This window comes from Paenibacillus sp. SSG-1 (assembly GCF_002224835.1).
Classification (GTDB): Bacteria; Bacillota; Bacilli; order Paenibacillales; family Paenibacillaceae; genus Paenibacillus_AQ; species Paenibacillus_AQ favisporus.
In genome coordinates this window covers 5,376,833-5,396,893 of the sequence record NZ_MBRK01000001.1, presented here as the reverse complement: position 1 = coordinate 5,396,893, position 20,061 = coordinate 5,376,833, and the positions used below count along the sequence as shown (strand labels likewise).

At 46.7% G+C, this 20,061-nt stretch carries 20 protein-coding genes; 17 read left to right on the top strand and 3 right to left on the bottom strand.

The features are described from left to right. Positions 1-120: 120 nt before the first annotated feature. From rlmD to BCV73_RS24795, 9 genes are all read left to right on the top strand, one after another. Entirely contained in the window at positions 121-1,653 is a 1,533-nt protein-coding gene (rlmD, locus tag BCV73_RS24835; protein WP_089548956.1) for a 23S rRNA (uracil(1939)-C(5))-methyltransferase RlmD, read from the top strand. A gap of 324 nt (positions 1,654-1,977) precedes the next feature. Then, entirely contained in the window at positions 1,978-2,559 is a 582-nt protein-coding gene (locus BCV73_RS24830; RefSeq protein WP_089548955.1) for a TetR/AcrR family transcriptional regulator, read from the top strand. Positions 2,560-3,047: 488 nt separating this feature from the next. Then, the gene (locus tag BCV73_RS24825) at positions 3,048-3,584 is read left to right on the top strand and encodes a hypothetical protein (protein ID WP_256992986.1); all 537 of its coding nucleotides are present in this window, start codon (positions 3,048-3,050) and stop codon (positions 3,582-3,584) included. A 100-nt stretch (positions 3,585-3,684) separates the two neighbouring features. Continuing rightward, positions 3,685-4,326, top strand: a complete 642-nt coding sequence (locus BCV73_RS24820; protein ID WP_089548953.1) for a peroxiredoxin-like family protein — start codon at positions 3,685-3,687, stop codon at positions 4,324-4,326. 1,301 nt (positions 4,327-5,627) lie between these two features. After that, on the top strand, positions 5,628-6,611 hold the full coding sequence (locus BCV73_RS24815) for a tRNA dihydrouridine synthase (RefSeq protein WP_089548952.1): 984 nt from the start codon (positions 5,628-5,630) through the stop codon (positions 6,609-6,611). Positions 6,612-6,765: 154 nt separating this feature from the next. Then, on the top strand, positions 6,766-7,041 hold the full coding sequence (locus BCV73_RS24810; protein WP_089548951.1) for a hypothetical protein: 276 nt from the start codon (positions 6,766-6,768) through the stop codon (positions 7,039-7,041). Positions 7,042-7,109: 68 nt separating this feature from the next. Further along, on the top strand, positions 7,110-7,832 hold the full coding sequence (locus BCV73_RS24805) for a hypothetical protein (RefSeq protein WP_089548950.1): 723 nt from the start codon (positions 7,110-7,112) through the stop codon (positions 7,830-7,832). A 124-nt stretch (positions 7,833-7,956) separates the two neighbouring features. Then, positions 7,957-8,490 (top strand): GNAT family N-acetyltransferase, encoded by a 534-nt coding sequence (locus BCV73_RS24800; RefSeq protein WP_089548949.1) that lies wholly within the window; start codon positions 7,957-7,959, stop codon positions 8,488-8,490. Positions 8,491-8,673: 183 nt separating this feature from the next. Next, positions 8,674-9,270: a chloramphenicol phosphotransferase CPT family protein gene (locus BCV73_RS24795; protein ID WP_089548948.1), complete on the top strand. Its 597-nt coding sequence runs from the start codon at positions 8,674-8,676 to the stop codon at positions 9,268-9,270. 222 nt (positions 9,271-9,492) lie between these two features. Here BCV73_RS24795 and BCV73_RS24790 read toward each other — a convergent pair whose 3' ends face one another. Beyond that, positions 9,493-10,854 (bottom strand): DJ-1/PfpI family protein, encoded by a 1,362-nt coding sequence (locus BCV73_RS24790; protein ID WP_089548947.1) that lies wholly within the window; start codon positions 10,852-10,854, stop codon positions 9,493-9,495. A 355-nt stretch (positions 10,855-11,209) separates the two neighbouring features. On the opposite strand from BCV73_RS24790, the gene BCV73_RS24785 reads away from it, so the two are divergent. The 4 genes from BCV73_RS24785 (at position 11,210) to BCV73_RS24770 (ending at position 14,909) form a co-directional block, all read left to right on the top strand. After that, positions 11,210-11,875 carry a TetR/AcrR family transcriptional regulator gene (locus tag BCV73_RS24785; protein WP_089548946.1) on the top strand — a complete coding sequence of 222 codons (666 nt, stop codon included), beginning with the start codon at positions 11,210-11,212 and terminating at the stop codon, positions 11,873-11,875. Between the two features lie 114 nt (positions 11,876-11,989). Beyond that, on the top strand, positions 11,990-12,667 hold the full coding sequence (locus tag BCV73_RS24780) for a pentapeptide repeat-containing protein (protein WP_256992985.1): 678 nt from the start codon (positions 11,990-11,992) through the stop codon (positions 12,665-12,667). Positions 12,668-12,876: 209 nt separating this feature from the next. Then, the gene (locus BCV73_RS24775) at positions 12,877-14,061 is read left to right on the top strand and encodes a serine hydrolase domain-containing protein (protein WP_218828189.1); all 1,185 of its coding nucleotides are present in this window, start codon (positions 12,877-12,879) and stop codon (positions 14,059-14,061) included. Between the two features lie 206 nt (positions 14,062-14,267). Next, positions 14,268-14,909, top strand: a complete 642-nt coding sequence (locus tag BCV73_RS24770) for an HAD family hydrolase (protein WP_089548944.1) — start codon at positions 14,268-14,270, stop codon at positions 14,907-14,909. Positions 14,910-14,967: 58 nt separating this feature from the next. On the opposite strand, the gene BCV73_RS24765 is transcribed toward BCV73_RS24770, so the two are convergent. Next, entirely contained in the window at positions 14,968-15,918 is a 951-nt protein-coding gene (locus BCV73_RS24765) for an aldo/keto reductase (protein ID WP_089548943.1), read from the bottom strand. Between the two features lie 205 nt (positions 15,919-16,123). After that, positions 16,124-17,071, bottom strand: a complete 948-nt coding sequence (locus tag BCV73_RS24760) for a helix-turn-helix domain-containing protein (RefSeq protein WP_256992984.1) — start codon at positions 17,069-17,071, stop codon at positions 16,124-16,126. 394 nt (positions 17,072-17,465) lie between these two features. Here BCV73_RS24760 and BCV73_RS24750 point away from each other — a divergent pair, with 394 nt between their 5' ends. The 4 genes from BCV73_RS24750 to BCV73_RS24735 all read left to right on the top strand — a co-directional run bounded on the left by BCV73_RS24750 (position 17,466) and on the right by BCV73_RS24735 (position 20,052). Beyond that, positions 17,466-18,023, top strand: coding sequence for a DEAD/DEAH box helicase family protein (locus BCV73_RS24750; RefSeq protein ID WP_089548941.1), 558 nt, complete (start codon positions 17,466-17,468; stop codon positions 18,021-18,023). Positions 18,024-18,311: 288 nt separating this feature from the next. Continuing rightward, positions 18,312-18,626: a hypothetical protein gene (locus tag BCV73_RS24745; protein ID WP_089548940.1), complete on the top strand. Its 315-nt coding sequence runs from the start codon at positions 18,312-18,314 to the stop codon at positions 18,624-18,626. A gap of 183 nt (positions 18,627-18,809) precedes the next feature. Then, positions 18,810-19,220 carry a GNAT family N-acetyltransferase gene (locus BCV73_RS24740; protein WP_089548939.1) on the top strand — a complete coding sequence of 137 codons (411 nt, stop codon included), beginning with the start codon at positions 18,810-18,812 and terminating at the stop codon, positions 19,218-19,220. A gap of 256 nt (positions 19,221-19,476) precedes the next feature. Next, positions 19,477-20,052, top strand: coding sequence for a GNAT family N-acetyltransferase (locus tag BCV73_RS24735; protein WP_089548938.1), 576 nt, complete (start codon positions 19,477-19,479; stop codon positions 20,050-20,052). Positions 20,053-20,061: the final 9 nt, after the last annotated feature.

The following is a 20,061-nucleotide window of genomic DNA, read 5'->3' as shown; positions in this document are numbered from 1 at the left end:
CGGGTTAAAAATGGATTAGTATCATTCCTCATCTTAACTTTGACGAATACAAGTGGACAGGCCGCCGTGCATCGGGGCTTTCCCTTTCAAAATATACTCGAAAGAAGTGACTCAAGCAGCATGAACAAGCGACACAGCCGCCGGAATCCCGGCCGCCACAGCACGCCTGCAGCGATTGCCGGCTTGCCGGTAGCGAAAAACGATGAAGCCGTCATTGACATCATCGGCATGAACCACGACGGAGAGGGGGTTGGCCGTGCCGAAGGCTATACCCTGTTCGTCGCGGGCGCCCTTCCCGGTGAGAAGGTCCGCGTGAAGGTACTCAAGACGAAGAAGCAGTACGGCTACGCCAAGCTGCTCGACATCGTGCAGGCAAGCCCCGACCGGATCGCGGCGCCCTGCCCGATCTATGACCAGTGCGGCGGCTGCCAGCTGCAGCATATGGACTACGCCGCCCAGCTCGCGTGGAAGCGCCAGCTGGTCGTGGACAACCTGACGCGCATCGGCAAGCTGCAGGTGCTCGGCGAGCCCGAGCTGCGCGGGCCACAGGCCGCCGATGGGGCGGAAGGCGCGGGTGCTGCTGCGCCGGCGTCCATCGCAGCGGGCGGTGCAGCGCAGCAGGGCATCCAGGTTCATGCCACGCTGGGCATGAACGAGCCGTGGCGCTACCGCAACAAGGCCCAGGTGCCGATCGGCGTCACCGAAGGCGGCCTGGTGGGCGGCTTCTACGCCCGGGGCAGCCACCGCATCATCGACATGGAGACCTGCCTCATTCAGCACGAGCACAACGACGAGGTCGTTGCCCGTGTGAAGGCCATCGGGCGGAAGCTCGGCATCACCGCGTACGACGAAGAAACCGGCCAAGGCCAGCTTCGTCATGTCGTGGTGAAAGTCGCCTTCCGCACCGGCGAGATGATGATCGTTCTGGTCACGAATGGGGACAAGATACCGCATGTGGACGAGTGGGTCTCGGAGATCCGCGAGCAGCTGCCTTCGGTGGTCAGCATCTGCCAGAACGTCAACACGAAGCAGACGAATGTGATTTTCGGTGACGTGACTCGTGTCTTGTGGGGCAGTGAGGTCATTTATGATTATATCGGCGACGTGAAATTCGCCATTTCGGCGCGGTCTTTCTATCAGGTGAACCCTGCTCAGACCGAGGTACTGTACGGAAAGACGGTCGAGTATGCGCAGCTGACGGGAAAAGAAACAGTTATCGACGCGTATTGCGGTATCGGGACGATTTCGCTGTTTATGGCGCAGCATGCGGGCAAGGTGTACGGCGTCGAGATCGTGCCGGAGGCGATTGAGGATGCAGGCCGCAACGCGGAACTGAACGGGATGAGCAACGTCACGTTCGAAGTCGGAGCGTCCGAAGATGTCATTCCTGCCTGGAAGGAGCAGGGCATCGAAGCGGACGTCATCGTCGTCGACCCGCCGCGCAAGGGCTGCGATCCGAAGCTGCTGGAGACGATCCTGGAGATGAAGCCGGAGCGGGTGGTATATGTAAGCTGTAATCCATCCACACTGGCGCGGGATTTGCGGGTGCTGGAGGATGGAGGGTACAAGACCGTCGAAGTAACGCCGGTGGATATGTTCCCGCATACGGTTCACGTAGAATCGGTGGCTTGGTTGGTGAAGGATTGTCTGTAAATAGTAATCAAAGTTAACCCAAAGCCTAACTAGTCTGCATAAAGCATAAATAGTCTGCCTAAGAGCCGAACGAAATTCAGGTACTCACTCCTGATTTTCTCGGCTTTTTTAAACCCAATCGATATCCGCCGGGGGAACCCAGGGGCAGGGAATATTATTTTTAGGGAGCGGGACAAGATACGTGCATACCGTTTCCACTCGACCCTGAACCCAAAACCCACTCAAATCCTTGCCCCGCCTGCATTTTACCTACTGATAATTCCGCCCAGCTTTGCCCCTATGCCACCATTTGACAAACTACCTACCAGAAGGTAGAATGACGATATGAACAATTTATCTAACACCTATGACGAAATCCTGGCTTGTGCGCGTTCTCTGATCATCGCTGGCGGCTACAACGGTTTCAGTTATGCCGACATCGCTGATGTGGTTGGGATTCGTAAGGCGAGCATCCATCACCATTTCCCAAGCAAGGTAGATCTGGTCCGAACGCTGGTTGCGCGGTATCGGAAAGAGGCCGAAGAGGGGATGGCGAATCTCGAGCATCAGGTATCTGATCCGTTCGAACTGCTTCGGTTCTACACGGGTTATTGGGAAGCCTGCATCATGGACGACAGCGCTCCGTTTTGTGTCTGCGCGCTGTTGGCAAGCCAGCTCCCCGTTCTGCCCGAGGAAGTTGGCCTAGAGGTCCGGGCGCATTTCCGCTCCCTGTCGGCTTGGTTGACAGCTGTGCTGGAGCGCGGTGCACGGCAAGGGGAGCTTCAACTGATGGGTACTCCTCATGATGAGGCCGAAGCGTTCATGGCGACGGTTCACGGCGCGATGCTCTCGGCGCGGGCCTATGGCGATCCGAAAATATTCGGCGTCGTGACAAGCTCGCTCTTGGAGCGATTCTCTTCGCGATGAAAGCCGCGATGGAGATGGTTTGTAGTCATAATCTAGAAGAAAAGAGGTGAATCCTTTAGCTTTACCCACTTTGAGAGCAGGCTATATTCTAATGAGGATTAGCCCGCTATATTACGAACGAGTCGCATCTCATCCGCCAATTGCAGATACGAGGCATGCCGTCTACATAACGTCAGTCTACAGTGAGAACGGCGTATTCTTGTCGCTGAATGATTGCTAAATGGCCCCTGCTGCCCGTCGATTGATCAGACATACCTCCAGAGCTGCTGAGTATGGGATATCGGTTGTGGCCGGTCCCGTCGAGTGGTCCGCGCGTGATGTTTTTTCACGACAGGCACGGGGGACGTTTAAAGCAGCCGGCGGAGTCTTGTCTTTTTAACCTACCTATTAGTAGGTAGTGGTTTACGACCAAATGAATTTTTGATCAGGAGTGCTGTCAGCCGCTAGTATCGGCTCGCGCCAAGACAAAACAAATCAACCTTGTCCTTATGGACTGGAAGGAGACAATGATGTTTGGAATTTCATCACTCGGCTGGGTGCATACACTCAGCAGCTTGCCCGCCATTCCGCTGGCTATCTATATGTTTGCTCGTTACGGACGGATTGTGCCCCGGTCAAAGCCCGGTATCGTCTACTTCATTTCGATGCTGATTGGCGCGATCACCGTATTCCCCATCGCACATCAGTCGGCTAGCTATGCCATTGGTACCGCAACGCTCCTGCTGCTGCTCGCCGGATACGGCGTCGGGCGTATTTCGAGCTTTGGGCGTGCGGGAAAGTACCTCGAAACCATCTTCTTGAGCCTGACGGCGTTTCTGCTGATGTTGCCGACCATTACCGAAACCCTGACCCGTGTTCCTAACGGCCATCCCTTCGTCACCGATCTGAGTTCGCCCATTCTCCGCGGCGCTCAAGGCATTCTCTTCGTCATTCTTATCGTTGGCTTGATAGCCCAAATCATCCATTTGCGCAGGCAAGGCAAGCGCGCGGCATTCGCCTCGCCAGCCGAGATTTCTGCCGAATGAAGCTTCATGAATTGAGATTTAGCCTGATAAATAACCAGCAAGTCTATCTAATTTATAGCCGCTTTTATGAGAAAGTTTTAATTAAAAAGGAGAGCGAAACATGTCATTAACTCAAGCTTTAGCGGAAACCAAACAGCAATTTATCGCGAATACCCCTATAGAGATTCAAACAGAGATGTTCCGTCAGATCCGGGAGCAGCAGGAATCCGGTATTCCTTACGGCCGGCAGGAGGGGGAAAAGGCCAAAGATTTTACTCTCAAGAATGCTTTGGGTGAAACGGTGAACCTTTATGATGAACTGTCCAGAGGACCTGTTGTCCTCACTTTCTATCGGGGCGGATGGTGCCCGTTCTGCAACAGTCAGCTGAAGGCTTATCAGAAGCTACTGCCGGACATCGAAGCCCTTGGGGGCCAGTTGATCGCGGTCAGCCCGCAAAGCCCCGACAACACGCTTTCCCAGCAGGAGAAAGAAGAGCTGACCTTCCAAGTGCTGAGCGACACCAACGGTCTCGTGGCTGCTTTCTATAACATCCTTTACGACGTTCCGGATTATATCCAGAACATGATGAAACAAATGGTCATGGACCTGGCGGAATACAATGCGACGAACCGTTGGATCCTGCCGATTCCTTCCACCTTTATGATCGACGAATCCGGCATTATCCGTTCTGCTTACGTGAATCCGGACTTTATGCAGCGGTTGGATCCGGAAAATATTTTGCAGGAATTGAGAAAGCTGTAAACCCTACGATAATAATTGCTATATCTGTGTTCCATAGGAGCGGCATGATTAAATGATTGGAATAAAGAACGAATTTCTCTGATGGGGGAGTTCGTTCTTTTTCTTATAATATCAGAAAGTATAAACTCCAGAGCCATGGCTCCCTAATATTGCAAGAAAAACTTCCTTTAAACGCGGTCTGTCTTCTGGGAAGGTACGTCGATAGAGTTTTTCTTATAATATCAGAAAGTATAAACTCCAGAGCCATGGCTTCCTGATATTGCAAGAAAAACTTCCTTTAAACGCGGTCTGTCTTCTGGGAAGGTACGTCGATAGAGTTTTTCTTATAATATCAGAAAGTATAAACTCCAGAGCCATGGCTTCCTGATATTGCAAGAAAAACTTCCTTTAAACGCGGTCTGTCTTCTGGGAAGGTACGTCGATAGAGTTTTTCTTATAATATCAGAAAGTATAAACTCCAGAGCCATGGCTTCCTGATATTGCAAGAAAAACTTCCTTTAAACGCGGTCTGTCTTCTGGGAAGGTACGTCGATAGAGTTTTTCTTATAATATCAGGAAGTATAAACTCCAGAGCCAAGGCGGCTTCCTGATATTGCAAGAAAAACTTCCTTTAAACGCGGTCTGTCTTCTGGGAAGGTACGTCGATAGAGTTTTTCTTATAATATCAGGAAGTATAAACTCCAGAGCCAAGGCGGCTTCCTGATATTGCAAGAAAAACTTCCTTTAAACGCGGTCTGTCTTCTGGGAAGGTACGTCGATAGAGTTTTTCTTATAATATCAGGAAGTATAAACTCCAGAGCCAAGGCGGCTTCCTGATATTGCAAGAAAAACTTCCTTTAAACGCGGTCTGTCTTCTGGGAAGGTACGTCGATAGAGTTTTTCTTATAATATCAGGAAGTATAAACTCCAGAGCCAAGGCGGCTTCCTGATATTGCAAGAAAAACTTCCTTTAAACGCGGTCTGTCTTCTGGGAAGGTACGTCGATAGAGTTTTTCTTATAATATCAGGAAGTATAAACTCCAGAGCCAAGGCGGCTTCCTGATATTGCAAGAAAAACTTCCTTTAAACGCGGTCTGTCTTCTGGGAAGGTACGTCGATAGAGTTTTTCTTATATCTGACAATATAAAAATTTCGGAGTAATTTGATATATAATATGGTCAGAAGGGTTGGAAGCTCAAGTGTACTTTGATTTAATCATTAAGTTATGAAGCATGATATAAGTGGATAAGAAGTCAAATATGAGGCGTTATATTTTTGGATAACGGCTGAAGCTTTATTATTACGAGAGGATTGAGTTTGAAGTGAACGATAATTTTTGGCTTGATTTACCCCGGCCTTTTTTTATACTTGCACCAATGGAAGATGTGACGCATGTTGTTTTTCGTCATGTCGTGAGTAAAGCAGGAAGACCGGATGTGTTTTTTACCGAGTTTGCGAATACAGAGAGCTACTGTCATCCAGAAGGCAATCATAGTGTGCGCGGCCGTTTGCTATTTACCGAGGATGAACAACCGATGGTTGCACATATATGGGGCGATAAGCCGGAGTATTTTGAAAAGATGAGTATCGGGATGGCGAAGGCAGGATTTAAAGGGATCGATATCAATATGGGTTGTCCTGTTCCTAATGTGGCATCCAACGGGAAGGGAAGCGGATTAATTCTCCGCCCAGAGGTTGCCGCTGAAATCATCCAAGCCGCCAAAGCAGGAGGTTTGCCTGTAAGTGTAAAGACCAGACTTGGTTTCACCAGGGTGGATGAATGGCAGGACTGGCTGACCCATATTTTGAAGCAGGACATCGCTAATCTTTCGATCCATTTGCGTACACGAGAGGAAATGAGCCAAGTCGATGCGCATTGGGAGCTGATTCCTGAAATTAAGGCACTTCGGGATCGTGTGGCGCCACATACGCTGCTCACCATTAATGGAGATATTCCTGACCGTCAAACGGGCCTGAAGCTGGCAGAACAATATGGTGTGGACGGGATCATGATCGGGCGTGGTATTTTTAAAAATCCGTTTGCCTTTGAAAAAGAGCCGAGGGAACATAGCAGCGCCGAATACCTTGATCTTTTAAGATTGCAGCTGGATCTTCATGATCAGTATTCCCAACAATTAGAGGCACGTCCATTCAAAGCTCTTCATCGCTTTTTCAAAATTTATGTCAAAGGGTTCAGAGGGGCAAGCGAATTCAGAAATCAATTGATGAGCACGGCGTCTACCGATGAAGTGCGTGCGCTTCTGGACGAATTTGCACAGCGTATGGATGAGGGTGCAGACAGTTAAATAAGATATGCGAAGTACTCCGTCCCTTAGGGGATGGAGTTTTTTTTGCGTTCTACGATAGACGAATTTAGTCTTATTCGATTGCGATTGTGTTGTACTGAAGGGCAGATTATGATAATTGTACGATAATCATGATCCCTATGGAGTGATGACCTTGAGATACACCGATTACATCCGTCTGAAAATAGGCAGGTACCAATCTGCAGGAAAGTTTGGCGGCGATATCTACGCATATGAGGTCTTAACGGGGATCGCCGACACCCCGGAGTACCACCAAATTTCCAAGGAGGAATTCGAATCGTTTGAAACCTGGAGCGAGGAATACATTACGGATCTTAACAAACTCTATGAAATCATTAACCGCCCTGTCATCTGCAGCGGTTACCTGGGAAGAGCGGAGCTGAATACTTCACTGCTTCGGGATATGTAGCCGCAGGAATGGAGAAGAACTTGTATTCATAGTGACAACAAAAGGTATACAATCATGGGGGTGTTCGTATGATTGATCAAATCAAACAGTTAGTATATGAAAATTGTGGTCAGCCCAATGTATTAGGTGTACTTTTAATGGGTTCGGTTTCAGCTGACGCTCATGACCAGCTCTCAGATGTCGATTTACTTGTCGTCTATCAACAGTCCGAGCCCGTGTTGCGTCTTCCCAACGCGGCTTGGACATGGGATGTATCCTACATAAGCGAAGAGGAGATTAAAGGGCTTCAAAAATGTTCGGATTGGCGAGCGAACGCCTTTTTAACTGCTCAAATCATCGTTGACCATACCACATGGCTGCCATCGGTTATTCATGAAATCTGTACACTATCTGATCAAGAATCTGAAAGACAAGTCACGGAATGGTTGGATGCCTATCTGAATGCTTTTTACCGATCTATGAAGGCAGTAAGAAGAACTAATGAACTTGGGGCTTTACTGCAGGCTTCTTCGTCTATCATGTGCTTAATCCATTGCTTGTTTAGCATGAATAAGCTTATTCCCCCTTATTTGGATAGAGTCGATATCTTACTCGATCGTTTGGAGCATCTTCCAATGCAGAAGACAGCTTTAAGTGAACGATTTGCAGCGATATCCAAATCCGCTAACCCCAAGGATCAAATCATATTGTTTAGAGCTACTGAAAAATTGCTAAGATCTTTTGGTTTTAATCAAGTGTATGAGGCATGGGGAGACCAGTTGGAAAATGAAGTGAATTACTGGGACGGTTGAAGATGAGTCCGTTAGGAAGTAAATTATTGAGTGTTATGAAATGAGCCTCTTTGCAGCGGACGGCATAAGAGAAATTTTTTGAAATTGTTAAATATTCACATAGCCACAGAAAGGGGTTATTACCGTGAGTATCACTTTTGAATCTGTTAAACAGGAAGTTGAGGAGCTCGTACAGTTCCTCACATCAGATAGCTGGCCTTATCATGGAGTTGAGAACCCTGCTGAATCCGATATCAGAAAGGCTTATGAAAATGGCGCCTATCACAATGAGAATACTCGAACGTTCTGGATCATTGATCAAGGCGGCCATCAGAAAATCGGGCTGATCCGATTGTTTGACGTCTCAGATCCGATTGTTATGTTCGATCTGAGAATCCGAGGCGAGTATCGGGGCAAGGGTATTGGAAAGTCAGCTTTGAGTTGGATCGTCTCGCACGTGTTCTCTGAATACCCGGAAGCGATCCGCATTGAAGGACATACCCGAGTGGATAACACGGCTATGCAAACTCTGTTTGCTAAATCGTTGTTCGTGTTGGAAGCGTATCATCGTAAATCTTGGAGACAAGCCGGGCTATTGTTTGACTCCGTCGGTTACGCGGTGATTAGGGAAGACTGGGAGAACAATCAGGTTACACCTATTCCGTGGTCGATAAAATAATTGATGGAATCCAATATATTTTATTAGCAATTACGCTAACGGGAAACGTTATTTTCATTAACCTAAAGGCCAGGATCATTCAATTGTTTCTCGAATATTTTATCAGCTGGATAATTTATTGAACTTTGTGAAGATAACGTTTATCTGAAAGATACGCAAATCTTATAGGTAAGGGTGGTTCGTTTGGAGCAAGGACTTATTGTGTTGTTGAACGGAACTTCAAGTGCAGGAAAGACGAGTATTTCCAGGGAACTGACCAACCAGAAAGAGATTCTTTTTCATCATTTATCCATTGATGATTTTTATCATAATTACAATGATTTTATTAATAATAAATTTCCAGATTTAAAACCTGTAAGAAAATTGGATGATGAAGGTATCGGACAAATCATATTTGATCCCATAATCTCCATGTACTACGCGACAATTAAATTGTTTTCCGAAATGGGACTGAATGTCATCGTCGATACCGTAATCGAAAATGATAAGTGGTTTAATGATTATCTTGATGCACTTTTTGATTATCCTACATTATTTGTAGGTGTCATATGCTCGAAAGAAGAACTCGCAAGAAGAGAGCAAATTAGGGGAGATCGAAGGATTGGACTAGCAGCTTCCCAATTCGACAAAGTATATTCCTTTAATGAATATGACCTTGAAGTAAATACTGAAGAGTTGAGTCCGACAGAATGTGCCGATAAAATTTTAAGTTTGATTAAGTCCGATCAGGATTACTCTGCATTTAAGAAATTAAGTAAAAGAGAGGTCACTGTTTCATAGAAGGCGAATCCATCAGATAACAACATATTCAAGATGGGGGCTATTGCCCCTGTCTGGCGGGGGTTTTGAAATAAACAATGGCTCAATCATGAAGTCAGCCGGACAAAATAATAGGCTGTCGTCGTTAAGTTAACGGGCAGGATAGTTTAATTAAAACAAATCTCTCTAACGCAAAAGAAGCATCCAGACCTGACGTCTTATATGCTTCTTTTGCATCCCAATTTATGCGGAAAGTTTCTTTCTTCTTACGAAACGTCTGTCTGCTAAATAAAGAACGAACAGAGACACCATGCCGACACCGATCGGAATGCCGAACGCTTCATATGAAAAAGGAGCTCCTTCAAGTTTAAGGTGGCTCGTGGCACGGTACTCGAGCCGCTTAGCGGCGAATTTGGCCGTCCGGACATCTTCCTGCCTTGCCAGATCTTCAAACGCTGGTTCCATCGCGAACCGCTCGGGTGAATCGGTATGCAGGTAAAGCTGTTCAGCCTTTCCACCGTTTTCGTTCCAGTTTCGTATATCGCCCGCAGCGACCGTCTTTACGTTCGGGCCTACGAAAATCATTCTGTCGAGTTTCGGAGCATCTGCAATTTGATATCGGGCGATGAGATTGAGACCATGCCGGGTCACGACCGGTTCGCGTTTACTTGATACCGTTATGGTTGTCGTCGTTCCGGAAGCTCCATAAGTGTCAAAAGCAGAGGATAACATGAGTTCGTCGGCACCGTCATACAGTAGGATCCCGTCTTTTTTCTTGCTCCATTGAAAGGCGTTGTTCAGAATATATACGACATCGCTCAATCCGGCTGTGAAAGGCATCATTTGCGGATGTTGAACAAAATGGTAGGAAGGGTAATTCATATCCTTCGCCACTTTCTCAGCAGTCGGCTCACCCATTTGCTGGGAGATGACGTACAGGGTTGCATCGATCCCCGATGTCAACCCGGCAGACGAGACCAAATTGCTGTCAGCCACATAACGCTGGTCTCTCTTCCAAGTAACCTCGCTATATTTCTTCTCTAACCTGCCGATATCTCCCCAGTGCGTTGCTGCAGATTTTCCATCCAGCAGGCCGGTATCGGCCAAATTCTCGGCACCATTGCAGATGGACAGTAATGTTGTTTCTTTGCCCGAGTGCTTCCTTATCCAATCGCGGACAGGCTTGTATTTCGCTTCATCCAAAATCGGCATGAAAGGGATGACGATAATATCCGGACCTTTACTCGTCAATTGATCTAATTCATCAAAAGTATAATGGGGCACGATATCAAGACCGCCTGTCAACGATTTGACGTTTTTATCGGGCGCAGCCGCAAACACATTGTATGAGCCTGTCATCGAGAACATTTCGTAAGGTACAAGGAAATCAAACACCTCGGTCACCTCATTCGCCAACATCACGGCTACTGTCGGCTTTTTCGAATCATAGGCAGGAGCTTGGATGCTTTGTAAAGAAGTAGGAACCGGCTTATCGTAAACCGACATAGACTCCTGCATCGTACGCATGTAACCGACCGCTCCGGTTCCTCCTACTACGAGAATCATAACGCATGCATATACAACGTAACGCCATACTTTCTTCATTTTCTCTCTCCTTTAATCAGTAAGTAAATATTTGTTATTAACTTTCCCAATTAAAGGATACTAAGAAAAGAAAAATTGAAAAACCATCCGAAGACGGTTATTTTCCCCGACTTAGGTCCAGGCAGAGTTTATATCCGGATAACGCATGTCGTTATATTACCATAATAGCTGACCGGACCTTTTCTGAATATGACTCAAAAGGGCTATACGACAACGCTGCCGAAGCATGATGTTAGACCGAAAAAATAAAGTTGTAAATAAGTAATCAAATGATTTTGTTTTTTGGTGTTGACATTAAAAGGATGATCGGATATATTTGTTACATACCAACCGAATGTATGAAAAGAGGAGACGTATGGCAAGGAATAAATATCCTGAAGAAACAATCAACCAGATCTTAACCGTGGCTCTTAACCTGTTCATTCAAAAGGGATACGAGCAGACTTCCGTTCAGGATATCATCAACGAGCTGGGCGGGCTGACAAAAGGGGCAATTTACCATCACTTCAAGTCGAAGGAGGAGATCCTGCAGGCTGTCACCGATCATTTGTTCCAAGGTGTTGATGATATGCTGTCCAGTGTCCGGGACGACAAGGAGCTGAACGGACGGGAAAAGCTTCGCAAGATTTCCCTCGTCTCTCTCGACAATCCCGCCCAAGACGAATTGGCATCGGTGGCACCGAACCTCTTGCGCAATCCGAAGATGCTGGCGGCACTGATCGAGAACATCATCGATAAAGCCGTACCCATCTATATCCAGCCCATTATCGAACAGGGTATGCGAGACGGATCGATCCAAACTGACTATCCTAGGGAGCTTAGCGAAGTGCTGATGGTACTCACCAACATTTGGCTAAACCCGGCGATCATTCCAGCTTCGCCCGAGGTAGTGTTGCGCAAGGTAAAGTTTTTCGATGAAATATTGAAAGGCCTGGGGCTTGACCTGTTCGATGAGCAAATGATTCAACGGTACGAGGAACTGTTGCGTATGTCAGCTAGAGAAGTCAGCAAAGAAAACTAAACTGCCGAGAGGCAGCTTATTTTTAAGCCTATTCATACCAACGGTTGGTATGAATAGGAGACTCGGATTCAAAGTGCTTGTTAGAAAACTTAATTATAAGGAGATGTGAATGTAATGAATCAGAAATTGACAATGACCACCCGCTCGCTGGAACAGCAAGTCGTGACCAACTTTAGTGGAAGCAATCTGGTGAAGAGTGACTTAGCGGGCGTTACGGCCCATAAAGGACAGTTTAAGGGCAGCGCGCTCGCCGGTTCCGACTTTTCGGGCTCGGATTTGAACGGCAGTACGTTTAATAGAAGCGACGTACGCGAAGCCAACTTTGACGGCACGAATCTGACGGACTGCAGCCTGTCTGCGCTTGACCTGACCAATGCAAGCTTCAATAAGTCGATTCTTGTACGAACCAACTTCAGCAGCGCGAATCTTAACGGAGCCAAATTCACGGGCGTAAGGATGACCGACGTCACGTTAACGACAACGGATCTGAAAACAACGATATTTGAGGGCTGTTGGTTTGATGGGGTTGACTTCAAGTACTCCGATCTGAGCGGGCAGCGTTTCGACGGACAGACGTTTATCGGCGTGAAGTTTGACAGAGCGGAATTAAGCAACGCTTCGTTCAAGGGCGCTACATTAAAAAATGTTTCTTTCCAACCGGGGTTTACCTTTACGAAGAAGTACTATCGCATGATCAAAACGATCTGCTTTGACGGCGCGACGATGGATAAACTGACATTTGCTGCTCTCAAAGGCATGGATGCCAATTTGTCAAAAGTCACCGTCATTTAAGGGAAGGGATCCGATGCAAACCAAGACCATTCAAGCAAAGGACTGCAAAAAACCAACAAGCAGCTCCAAGTGCTGAAAGGTAACGTTTCGGAGCCTTCTATAGTGAAAGAACACAAGCGGATCCTTTGATAAAGGAGAACGCCAAGCCGGGAGAGAGTTTGTAGTTTAAACCAATTGGACTGATAAAAAAGTAAAGTGAGGGAAACGAAATGGAAAAGAAAACAACAGAAAATTTTAGTTCGTCAGAAAATATGAAGGAAAAAGGAATCGCTGCCGGGCAGGATCGACCGGAGCTGCAGAAGGCTATCCAGGAGATCGTCGATTCCGGTTTCCTCGGGGTGCAGCTGCGCGTGAACGATGAGCAGGGCGAGTGGGTCGGCAGCGCCGGGGTGAGCAGGTTGGGCGAGGAGGCGAAGCCGCCTACAAACGGGCACTTCCGGATAGGCAGCAACACCAAGACCTTCACCGCGACCGTGGTGTTGCAATTGGTTGCCGAGGGCAGGATCGGGCTGGACGACCCGGCGGTAGACTACCTGCCTGAGTTCGGACTGGACCGGCGGATCACAGTGCGGATGCTGCTGCAACACACCAGCGGGGTGTTCAACTTCACCGGCGAGTACTACGAAGACGGGACGGTCGTTCCAGGGATCCCCTGGCAGGGCCAGGAGTGGGTAGACAACCGGTTCAAGACTTACCGGCCGGAGGAGCTGGTACGGCTGGCTTTATCCAAGCCGGCGCGATTCGAGCCGGGAACGGACTGGAGCTATTCCAACACCAACTACGTGCTGGCCAGGCTGCTGATCGAGAAGGTCACCGGCAGCTCGCTCGCCGAGGAGATGCAGCGGCTGATTCTGGGGCCGCTTGGGCTGTCGGGTACTGTGGTACCAGACACGCAGCCGGAGATCCCCGAACCACACGCCCACGCCTACTACCGGTACGAGGATGCCGGCGAGCAGAAGACGGTCGACATCACCCGCCAGAACCCCTCCTGGATCTCCACCGGCGGCGACATGATCTCGACCACCCAGGATCTCCACACGTTCATCTCCGCGCTGATGGGCGGCAAGCTCCTCCCGGCCCCGCTGCTGGCCGAGATGTGCAAGCCGTATCCCAAAATCGGCTATGGCCTGGGGGTGTTCGTGCAGAACGCCGGTCCGAACGGCGACGTTACTATCATCACCCACAACGGCGGCATTTCGGGCTACGCGGCACTGATGTACAGCACGCCAGACGGCAGCAAGACCCTGACCGCCTCCTTGAACTATGTGGACGACGTCGCAATGTCCCTGGCAGTGGCGTTCCAGAAGGCGACGCAGAGGCTCCTCGAGGAGGTGTTCGGCGGCGGACTGGCCGGGTCGGCTGACGTGGCCGAGCCAGCCAGTAAACAGGACTGAGCACTGTGGCACGTACGAACAAGAAGCCAGCCGATTACTTTGATCGGCTGGCTTTATTCAACTAACGGGCAGGATAGAGTAATTGTAGAACCGAATTATTTAATAACTTATTACTTCAGTAACATATTGGGCCCCGTCTACTTGGAGCGATCAACGACGCGTGATGGCACGAATGGTTGCCACAGCTGCCAAAGGAGAACCAAACAGTGAAAAAGTACATACTTTTCGATCATGATGGTGTTCTGGTAGATACTGAATTCTGGTATTACAAAGCGGGAGAACGCGCTCTGGCTGACATTGGATTTACCTTGGATAAAGATCAGTACCTCCGCGACATGATCCAGTCATTGGGCACTTGGTCCCAGGCTAGGGCGGCAGGTATTGATGAACAGACCATCAGCAAGCAGCGTGAGGTCCGCAACATCTATTATCAGGAGTATCTAAGAACAGAAGCCATAGAGATTGAAGGTGTAGTTGAAACTCTAGCCGAACTGTCAAAGTACGTCCGCATGGCTATCGTGACAACTGCAAAACGTGCGGATTTTCAGCTTATACATGAAAAACGCCAGATCATACAATTCATGGAATTCGTCCTTGTTCGTGAAGACTACGAGCACACCAAGCCGCACCCGGAACCATACTTGACCGGCCTAAAGCGCTTCGGGGCTACCAAAGAAGAGACCCTGGTTGTAGAGGATTCAAACAGAGGGTTGAACTCAGCCGTGGCGGCTGGTATCGACTGTGCTATTGTCCATAACGACTTCACCAAAACACATGACTTCTCACAGGCCAGCTATCGAATCAAGACGCTAATTGAACTAAAGGACATTATCCTGAAAGTAACCTGAGAGACCCTAGAACCTTCGTTTGGGCCTGATAAGGCCGGCACAAGAAGGATTATAGTAATTAATGCATCGGCTTTTCCCATTCACCTTTGATGACTATTCCTGTCTCTTTCGCCGCTGCTTCAAGATCATGGACTTCCTGTGCTGTCAGCGTGATTTCGGCGGCTTTTACAGCATCAGCAATTTGGGAAGTTCTCGTAACGCCGATGATCGGAACGGTTCCTTTTGCAATGGCCCAAGCGATGGCAACTTGTGCAGAATTCGCATTGTGCTTATGGCCGACTTCCTTCATAACATGAATCAGGCCTTCCAGTTTCGCAAGCACCTCTTCATCAAACGCCTCTCCTCTTCTGGTGCCGCTGGGGAGAGGATTTTTCGCATTGTATTTGTCAGTTAATGCGCCTTGTTCCAATACCATATAGGAGAAGAACACAATGTTGTTTTCGTTGCAGTAATCCATAATTCCGGCTTCTTCGGACGAACGGTACAGTAAGCTGTAATGATTTTGTACAGCAGAGATGTTCAGCCCTTCTTCAGCCAAAATACTTTGTGCTAGCTGGATTTCCTCCAGAGTGTGGTTGGAGACGCCTGCATATTTTACTTTTCCGCTTTTCATGAGCGGAATCAGCTCTGGAGTCCATCTGTTTACATCGAGAGGATTGTGGATCCAATAGATATCCGTCTGGTCTGCGCCGAGCCGGTTCAGGCTGCTGTTCAAGCGGTCTTCAACAGGGCCGCCAAGCTGCGGAGTGAATTTCGTTGAGAGCAGCACATCGTCGCGGCCTTTGGTAAACTCGCCCAGAATGCTTTCGGAGGCTCCCATTCCGTACACCGTCGCAGTGTCCCATAAATGGAGTCCGGCTTTCATCGCCGCATCAAAAACCGGTTTTAAGTCTTCCGCGGTAAGATGATTCCCGAAAATAGCATCCCCGCCGCCTTGACCGGTCCCCCATGACCAGGTACCAAGAGCGATCGGAGGAATCATTTCATTTTGTAATTTCACTTTTTTCATTGGTTTCAACACCTTTCTGTATTAGTGAAACGTTTACCGCATGAGATAAGAATATCAAGGAGACGAATGAATTTCTTTGCCTACAAGCTCATTTTTATTTGTTTATTTAGCTCATTTTGGTTTCTGTACATAACAAAATACCGTTCCGCTGTCCGCGAAACGGTATCTTCAAATCAAGTGCCTGTGCAGCCATTTTTTAGCCCCTTTAGGCATCCTCTTTCAACCTCAGCTGCCGTCTAAACTCTGAGGGTGGGAGTCCGAATCTTTCCTTGAATACTTTGGAAAAGTGAGCGATATTTTCAAATCCGGTCGAAAAACAGACATCCGTAACAGATAACACGGTTTCCGCTAACAGTTCCTTGGCTTTATCCAGCCTTCGATTGCGAACCCATTTGAGCGGGGAGGTGTTGTATATTGCTTGAAAATCCCTTTTGAACGCCGCCAGGCTTCTACCGGACAAATAGGCAAGGTCGTTAAGGGAAACGGGATTCATAAAGTTCTCCTCCATGATTTTTGCAATGCTGCCTCTTTCCTTGCTTATGGGTTGTATCATTTGATGCAGCAAACGATCATTCGAATCGGCGATGTGAAACAGCAATTCCATCAGTTTCACACGAACGAGTCCTTCTTTGACTTCGTCAGAGTTCTCGAAAAAGGGTTTTAACGACTCAATATAGCTTCCAATGCGGTCATTGATCGGAAAGACGGTTATCGGAACAACATCATTCACGGGATAAATGGGTTTTAAACCGGCGAACTTGAGGAATTCATCTACGATCTTCTCGTTCAGAAAAAACATCGTATAGTCGAGAATATAATCGGAATCGGGTTCACCCGTTTTCTCGTACTCGACTCCAGTTGATTTATGAATAAACATCATTTGGTTGCTCCGTATCTTGTATTCTCGATCACCGAAGCGAATGGTATAGACACCCGACTTGACGATTAGCAGAAGATGATCCTGCAAAAAAAAGCTTCCTTTTATGCCTTGCGTGTAAAAACAGAATTCGATAACGGACATCCCATCCAGCTTCAAGCTCCCTTTTTTATTCGGAGACTTTACCAGTTCATGAGGCACCCTGACCATTTTGCTTGATCTCATAGTCGTGGACGTCCCCGCCTTACTTGTTCCTGCGATTGCTCTAGTTTCCATTTCATAATCATCCTTTCGGATATGCCCGTCTGCGCTTACCTGTAGAATAATTAGAAGCCGTTTGGACGGCACCTGATAACGATGTGCTTTGCCCGATGTTCAAAGGAACCATCCTCTATGTTTCTTAGCAAACTTTTCAACACTTATACGTTTAGTATAACTGGAACCCGGCGAGAAAACTTTGCTGAAAAGCTCAAACGACTTGTTCATTTAGCTCCAAACGAGCAAGTTTTCCTGGATACTGTTTTCGACTATAAAGATGACCAGGGCTTACTACGAAAGATTGAATCGTGCCTGTTAAGTGATTAGAAAGTAAATTACTAGGTAATCATAAAACCCTTATTGATTTAAAGTGTGATATTATTATTGAAATATCTTCCAAGGTGGCGATGTCGTGAAATTTGTTTTGATTTTTGGTCCGCAGGCAGTGGGGAAAATGACAGTGGGATATGAACTAGAAAAGATAACCGAATTAAAGTTGTTCCACAACCATATGACGATTGAATTACTCGCTCCTTATTTTGGCTTTAGTCGTGAAATGTGGGGATTGGTGAATAAATTTCGACAAGACATTTTTGAAGTCACCGCCGCCAGTGATATGTATGGAATGATTTTCACTTATGTATGGGGATTCGATTTGCAGAGTGATTGGGATTATGTAGATGCAGTATGCAAAATATTTGAAGACAAAAACGGTGAAGTTTATTTTGTTGAGCTTGAAGCCGACCTAGAGGAGAGGATTGAGCGTAATAAAACTCCCTTTAGACTTGAACACAAACCGACAAAGAGGGATATCGCTCGCTCTGAACAAGATTTAAAACGGACGATGGAAGAGCACCGATTGAACTCGTTCGAGGGAGAAATTAAGAGAGAAAATTACCTCAGAATTAACAACACGAAATTATCTGCATGTGAAGTGGCTGATATCATTAAGAATAAATTTAATTTATAACAATTCTCTAGAGTAGAGTTTACCGCCTTATTTGTAAAGGCGGTTTTAATTTGTAATTAAAAATAACTAATTGGATACGGCGGAACCGCTGTTATGAGCAGGAAGGCGGACGTCGCAGAGAGAGCAACGCATTTTGGAGCAGTTTACCGTTGGCCCAAGTCTATTTCGTTTTTTACGGCAGGAAACTTAGATGCTGGCACGAATAGATACGGAAAAAGAACTTAGCGAGGTAACAATCCGGTGGGAATTAATACAAAAGGAAGACGGAAGTTAGAGTATTGCGGCAAAATGTATTATTGGAATGTCCGACAAGACGTTGAAGATTTGGGCCGAATCGGTCTTAATATTGTTTCGGAGGATAAGAAATTTATTGTTTTATATCATGTGGCACAAGCAGATAACGATAAGATTTCACATATTGTTGTAAAGGGAATGGAGTTTGTAGGCTTAGAAAATTATCCTCAAAAAGGTTGGGTGAGAATACAAACTCCAATTTGGGATGATCGTATTGTTACACCAAGTCTTGTGAGGACAATCGTCGAATGGTGCCTGCTTCCAAAAGATCGACTGGCTTTTGTTGATTGGGAAGGTAACCTATTATAAGGCTAACGGAGAACGTTAGTTCAATATAACTTAATGTTGAGCAGGCTACTGGAGCCTGCTCATATTATTAAGCTAACGGGCAGGTTAGCTTAAAACAGTTACATGGAGTGCAGGAAACATTCAAATATTATCAAAGGTTATAAGCTAATTAGATCTAATTTGGGACAGTAGGGAGGATTTACAATGAACATTGCTTTTGCAAATGAATTAGATTACGAATACATAAAAGGTAGAGATCATCATATTTCAGAGAACCTCATATCCGCAAAAATAAAGGGAAAAGAAATCTATATAATACGGAACTCTGATGGAAGAAACATTGGATGGATGAGGTATGGTTATTTTTGGGACAACATACCGTTCATGAACATGATTTGGATAGACGAAGAATTTCGTGACAGGGGTGTAGGTAATAAAGTGGTTCTCTTCTGGGAGGAGCAAATGAAACAAAAGGGCTTCAACATGGTCATGACATCCACTCAAGCTGACGAAGGTGCCCAACATTTTTATAGGAAGCTAGGCTATCAAGATGCTGGATGCCTATTACTTAATACTCAACCATTGGAAATTTTCCTTACCAAGCCACTAAGCTAACGGGAAACGATAGCTCAATAAAGATTTTGAAGGCAGCCGAATACTTGGAATCGGCTGCCTTTTCTAAACAGCAGTAGAGTTTGGCATTATCCAGAAGGTAACTTCGATTAAAATCAAATTATCCATTGTATCTCTCCTGGGTAACAGATTATGCTAATAGATAGAAATGCGTGGAAAGTGAGGGGTGGATATGCCATATTTCTCACTCTAGTCTGATACATGATGTATAACAAATACAGACAAGAGGAGAATCAACATGCAATCCGAATTATCTATGATGCGATTAGAAACAGAGCGTCTAATCATTCGCCCTTACATCGAAAGTGATTTGATGGAATCGTTTGAGCTGATGCAAAACCCAGAGTTGTTCACTTATATGCATATGCGAGTTTTATCGTTCGAAGAATATAAAGGACTATTCAAGTGGCTGATCGACAGTTACAATACGCCCTTTAACATGCCATTTAAATACTCCTTTGCGATTCGGACCAAAGCAACAGACGCTTTCATCGGCTGGTGTGGTGTGGGCGTACTTGATTTAAGTGCTCCTGATAATGAACTGTATTATTTGATTGGCCGAGACTATTGGGGTAATGGTTATGCAACTGAAGCAGCCTCTGCGTTGACAGCCTATGCCTTTAATGTTATTGGATTAGACAAGTTGTTCGCTAAGGCCAATTCACAGAACACTGCGTCAATAGGAGTCTTTAAGAAACTAGGCTTTGTATTTGAACGCGAACTTATGGGTTTGATAGGTGATTACGAGGAATGTAACGGTGAGTTATTGTTTGTTGTCACAAAGGAACGATTTCGCAAACAGGCAGAAATATGATTGGAGTGA

Coding starts and splice junctions, on each gene's coding strand:
- rlmD (WP_089548956.1), top strand. CDS start 121: ATGAACAAGCGACACAGCCGCCGGAATCCCGGCCGCCACAGCACGCCT.
- BCV73_RS24830 (WP_089548955.1), top strand. CDS start 1,978: ATGAACAATTTATCTAACACCTATGACGAAATCCTGGCTTGTGCGCGT.
- BCV73_RS24825 (WP_256992986.1), top strand. CDS start 3,048: ATGGACTGGAAGGAGACAATGATGTTTGGAATTTCATCACTCGGCTGG.
- BCV73_RS24820 (WP_089548953.1), top strand. CDS start 3,685: ATGTCATTAACTCAAGCTTTAGCGGAAACCAAACAGCAATTTATCGCG.
- BCV73_RS24805 (WP_089548950.1), top strand. CDS start 7,110: ATGATTGATCAAATCAAACAGTTAGTATATGAAAATTGTGGTCAGCCC.
- BCV73_RS24790 (WP_089548947.1), bottom strand. CDS start 10,854: ATGAAGAAAGTATGGCGTTACGTTGTATATGCATGCGTTATGATTCTC.
- BCV73_RS24785 (WP_089548946.1), top strand. CDS start 11,210: ATGGCAAGGAATAAATATCCTGAAGAAACAATCAACCAGATCTTAACC.
- BCV73_RS24780 (WP_256992985.1), top strand. CDS start 11,990: ATGAATCAGAAATTGACAATGACCACCCGCTCGCTGGAACAGCAAGTC.
- BCV73_RS24775 (WP_218828189.1), top strand. CDS start 12,877: ATGGAAAAGAAAACAACAGAAAATTTTAGTTCGTCAGAAAATATGAAG.
- BCV73_RS24765 (WP_089548943.1), bottom strand. CDS start 15,918: ATGAAAAAAGTGAAATTACAAAATGAAATGATTCCTCCGATCGCTCTT.
- BCV73_RS24760 (WP_256992984.1), bottom strand. CDS start 17,071: ATGGAAACTAGAGCAATCGCAGGAACAAGTAAGGCGGGGACGTCCACG.
- BCV73_RS24745 (WP_089548940.1), top strand. CDS start 18,312: ATGTATTATTGGAATGTCCGACAAGACGTTGAAGATTTGGGCCGAATC.
- BCV73_RS24740 (WP_089548939.1), top strand. CDS start 18,810: ATGAACATTGCTTTTGCAAATGAATTAGATTACGAATACATAAAAGGT.
- BCV73_RS24735 (WP_089548938.1), top strand. CDS start 19,477: ATGCAATCCGAATTATCTATGATGCGATTAGAAACAGAGCGTCTAATC.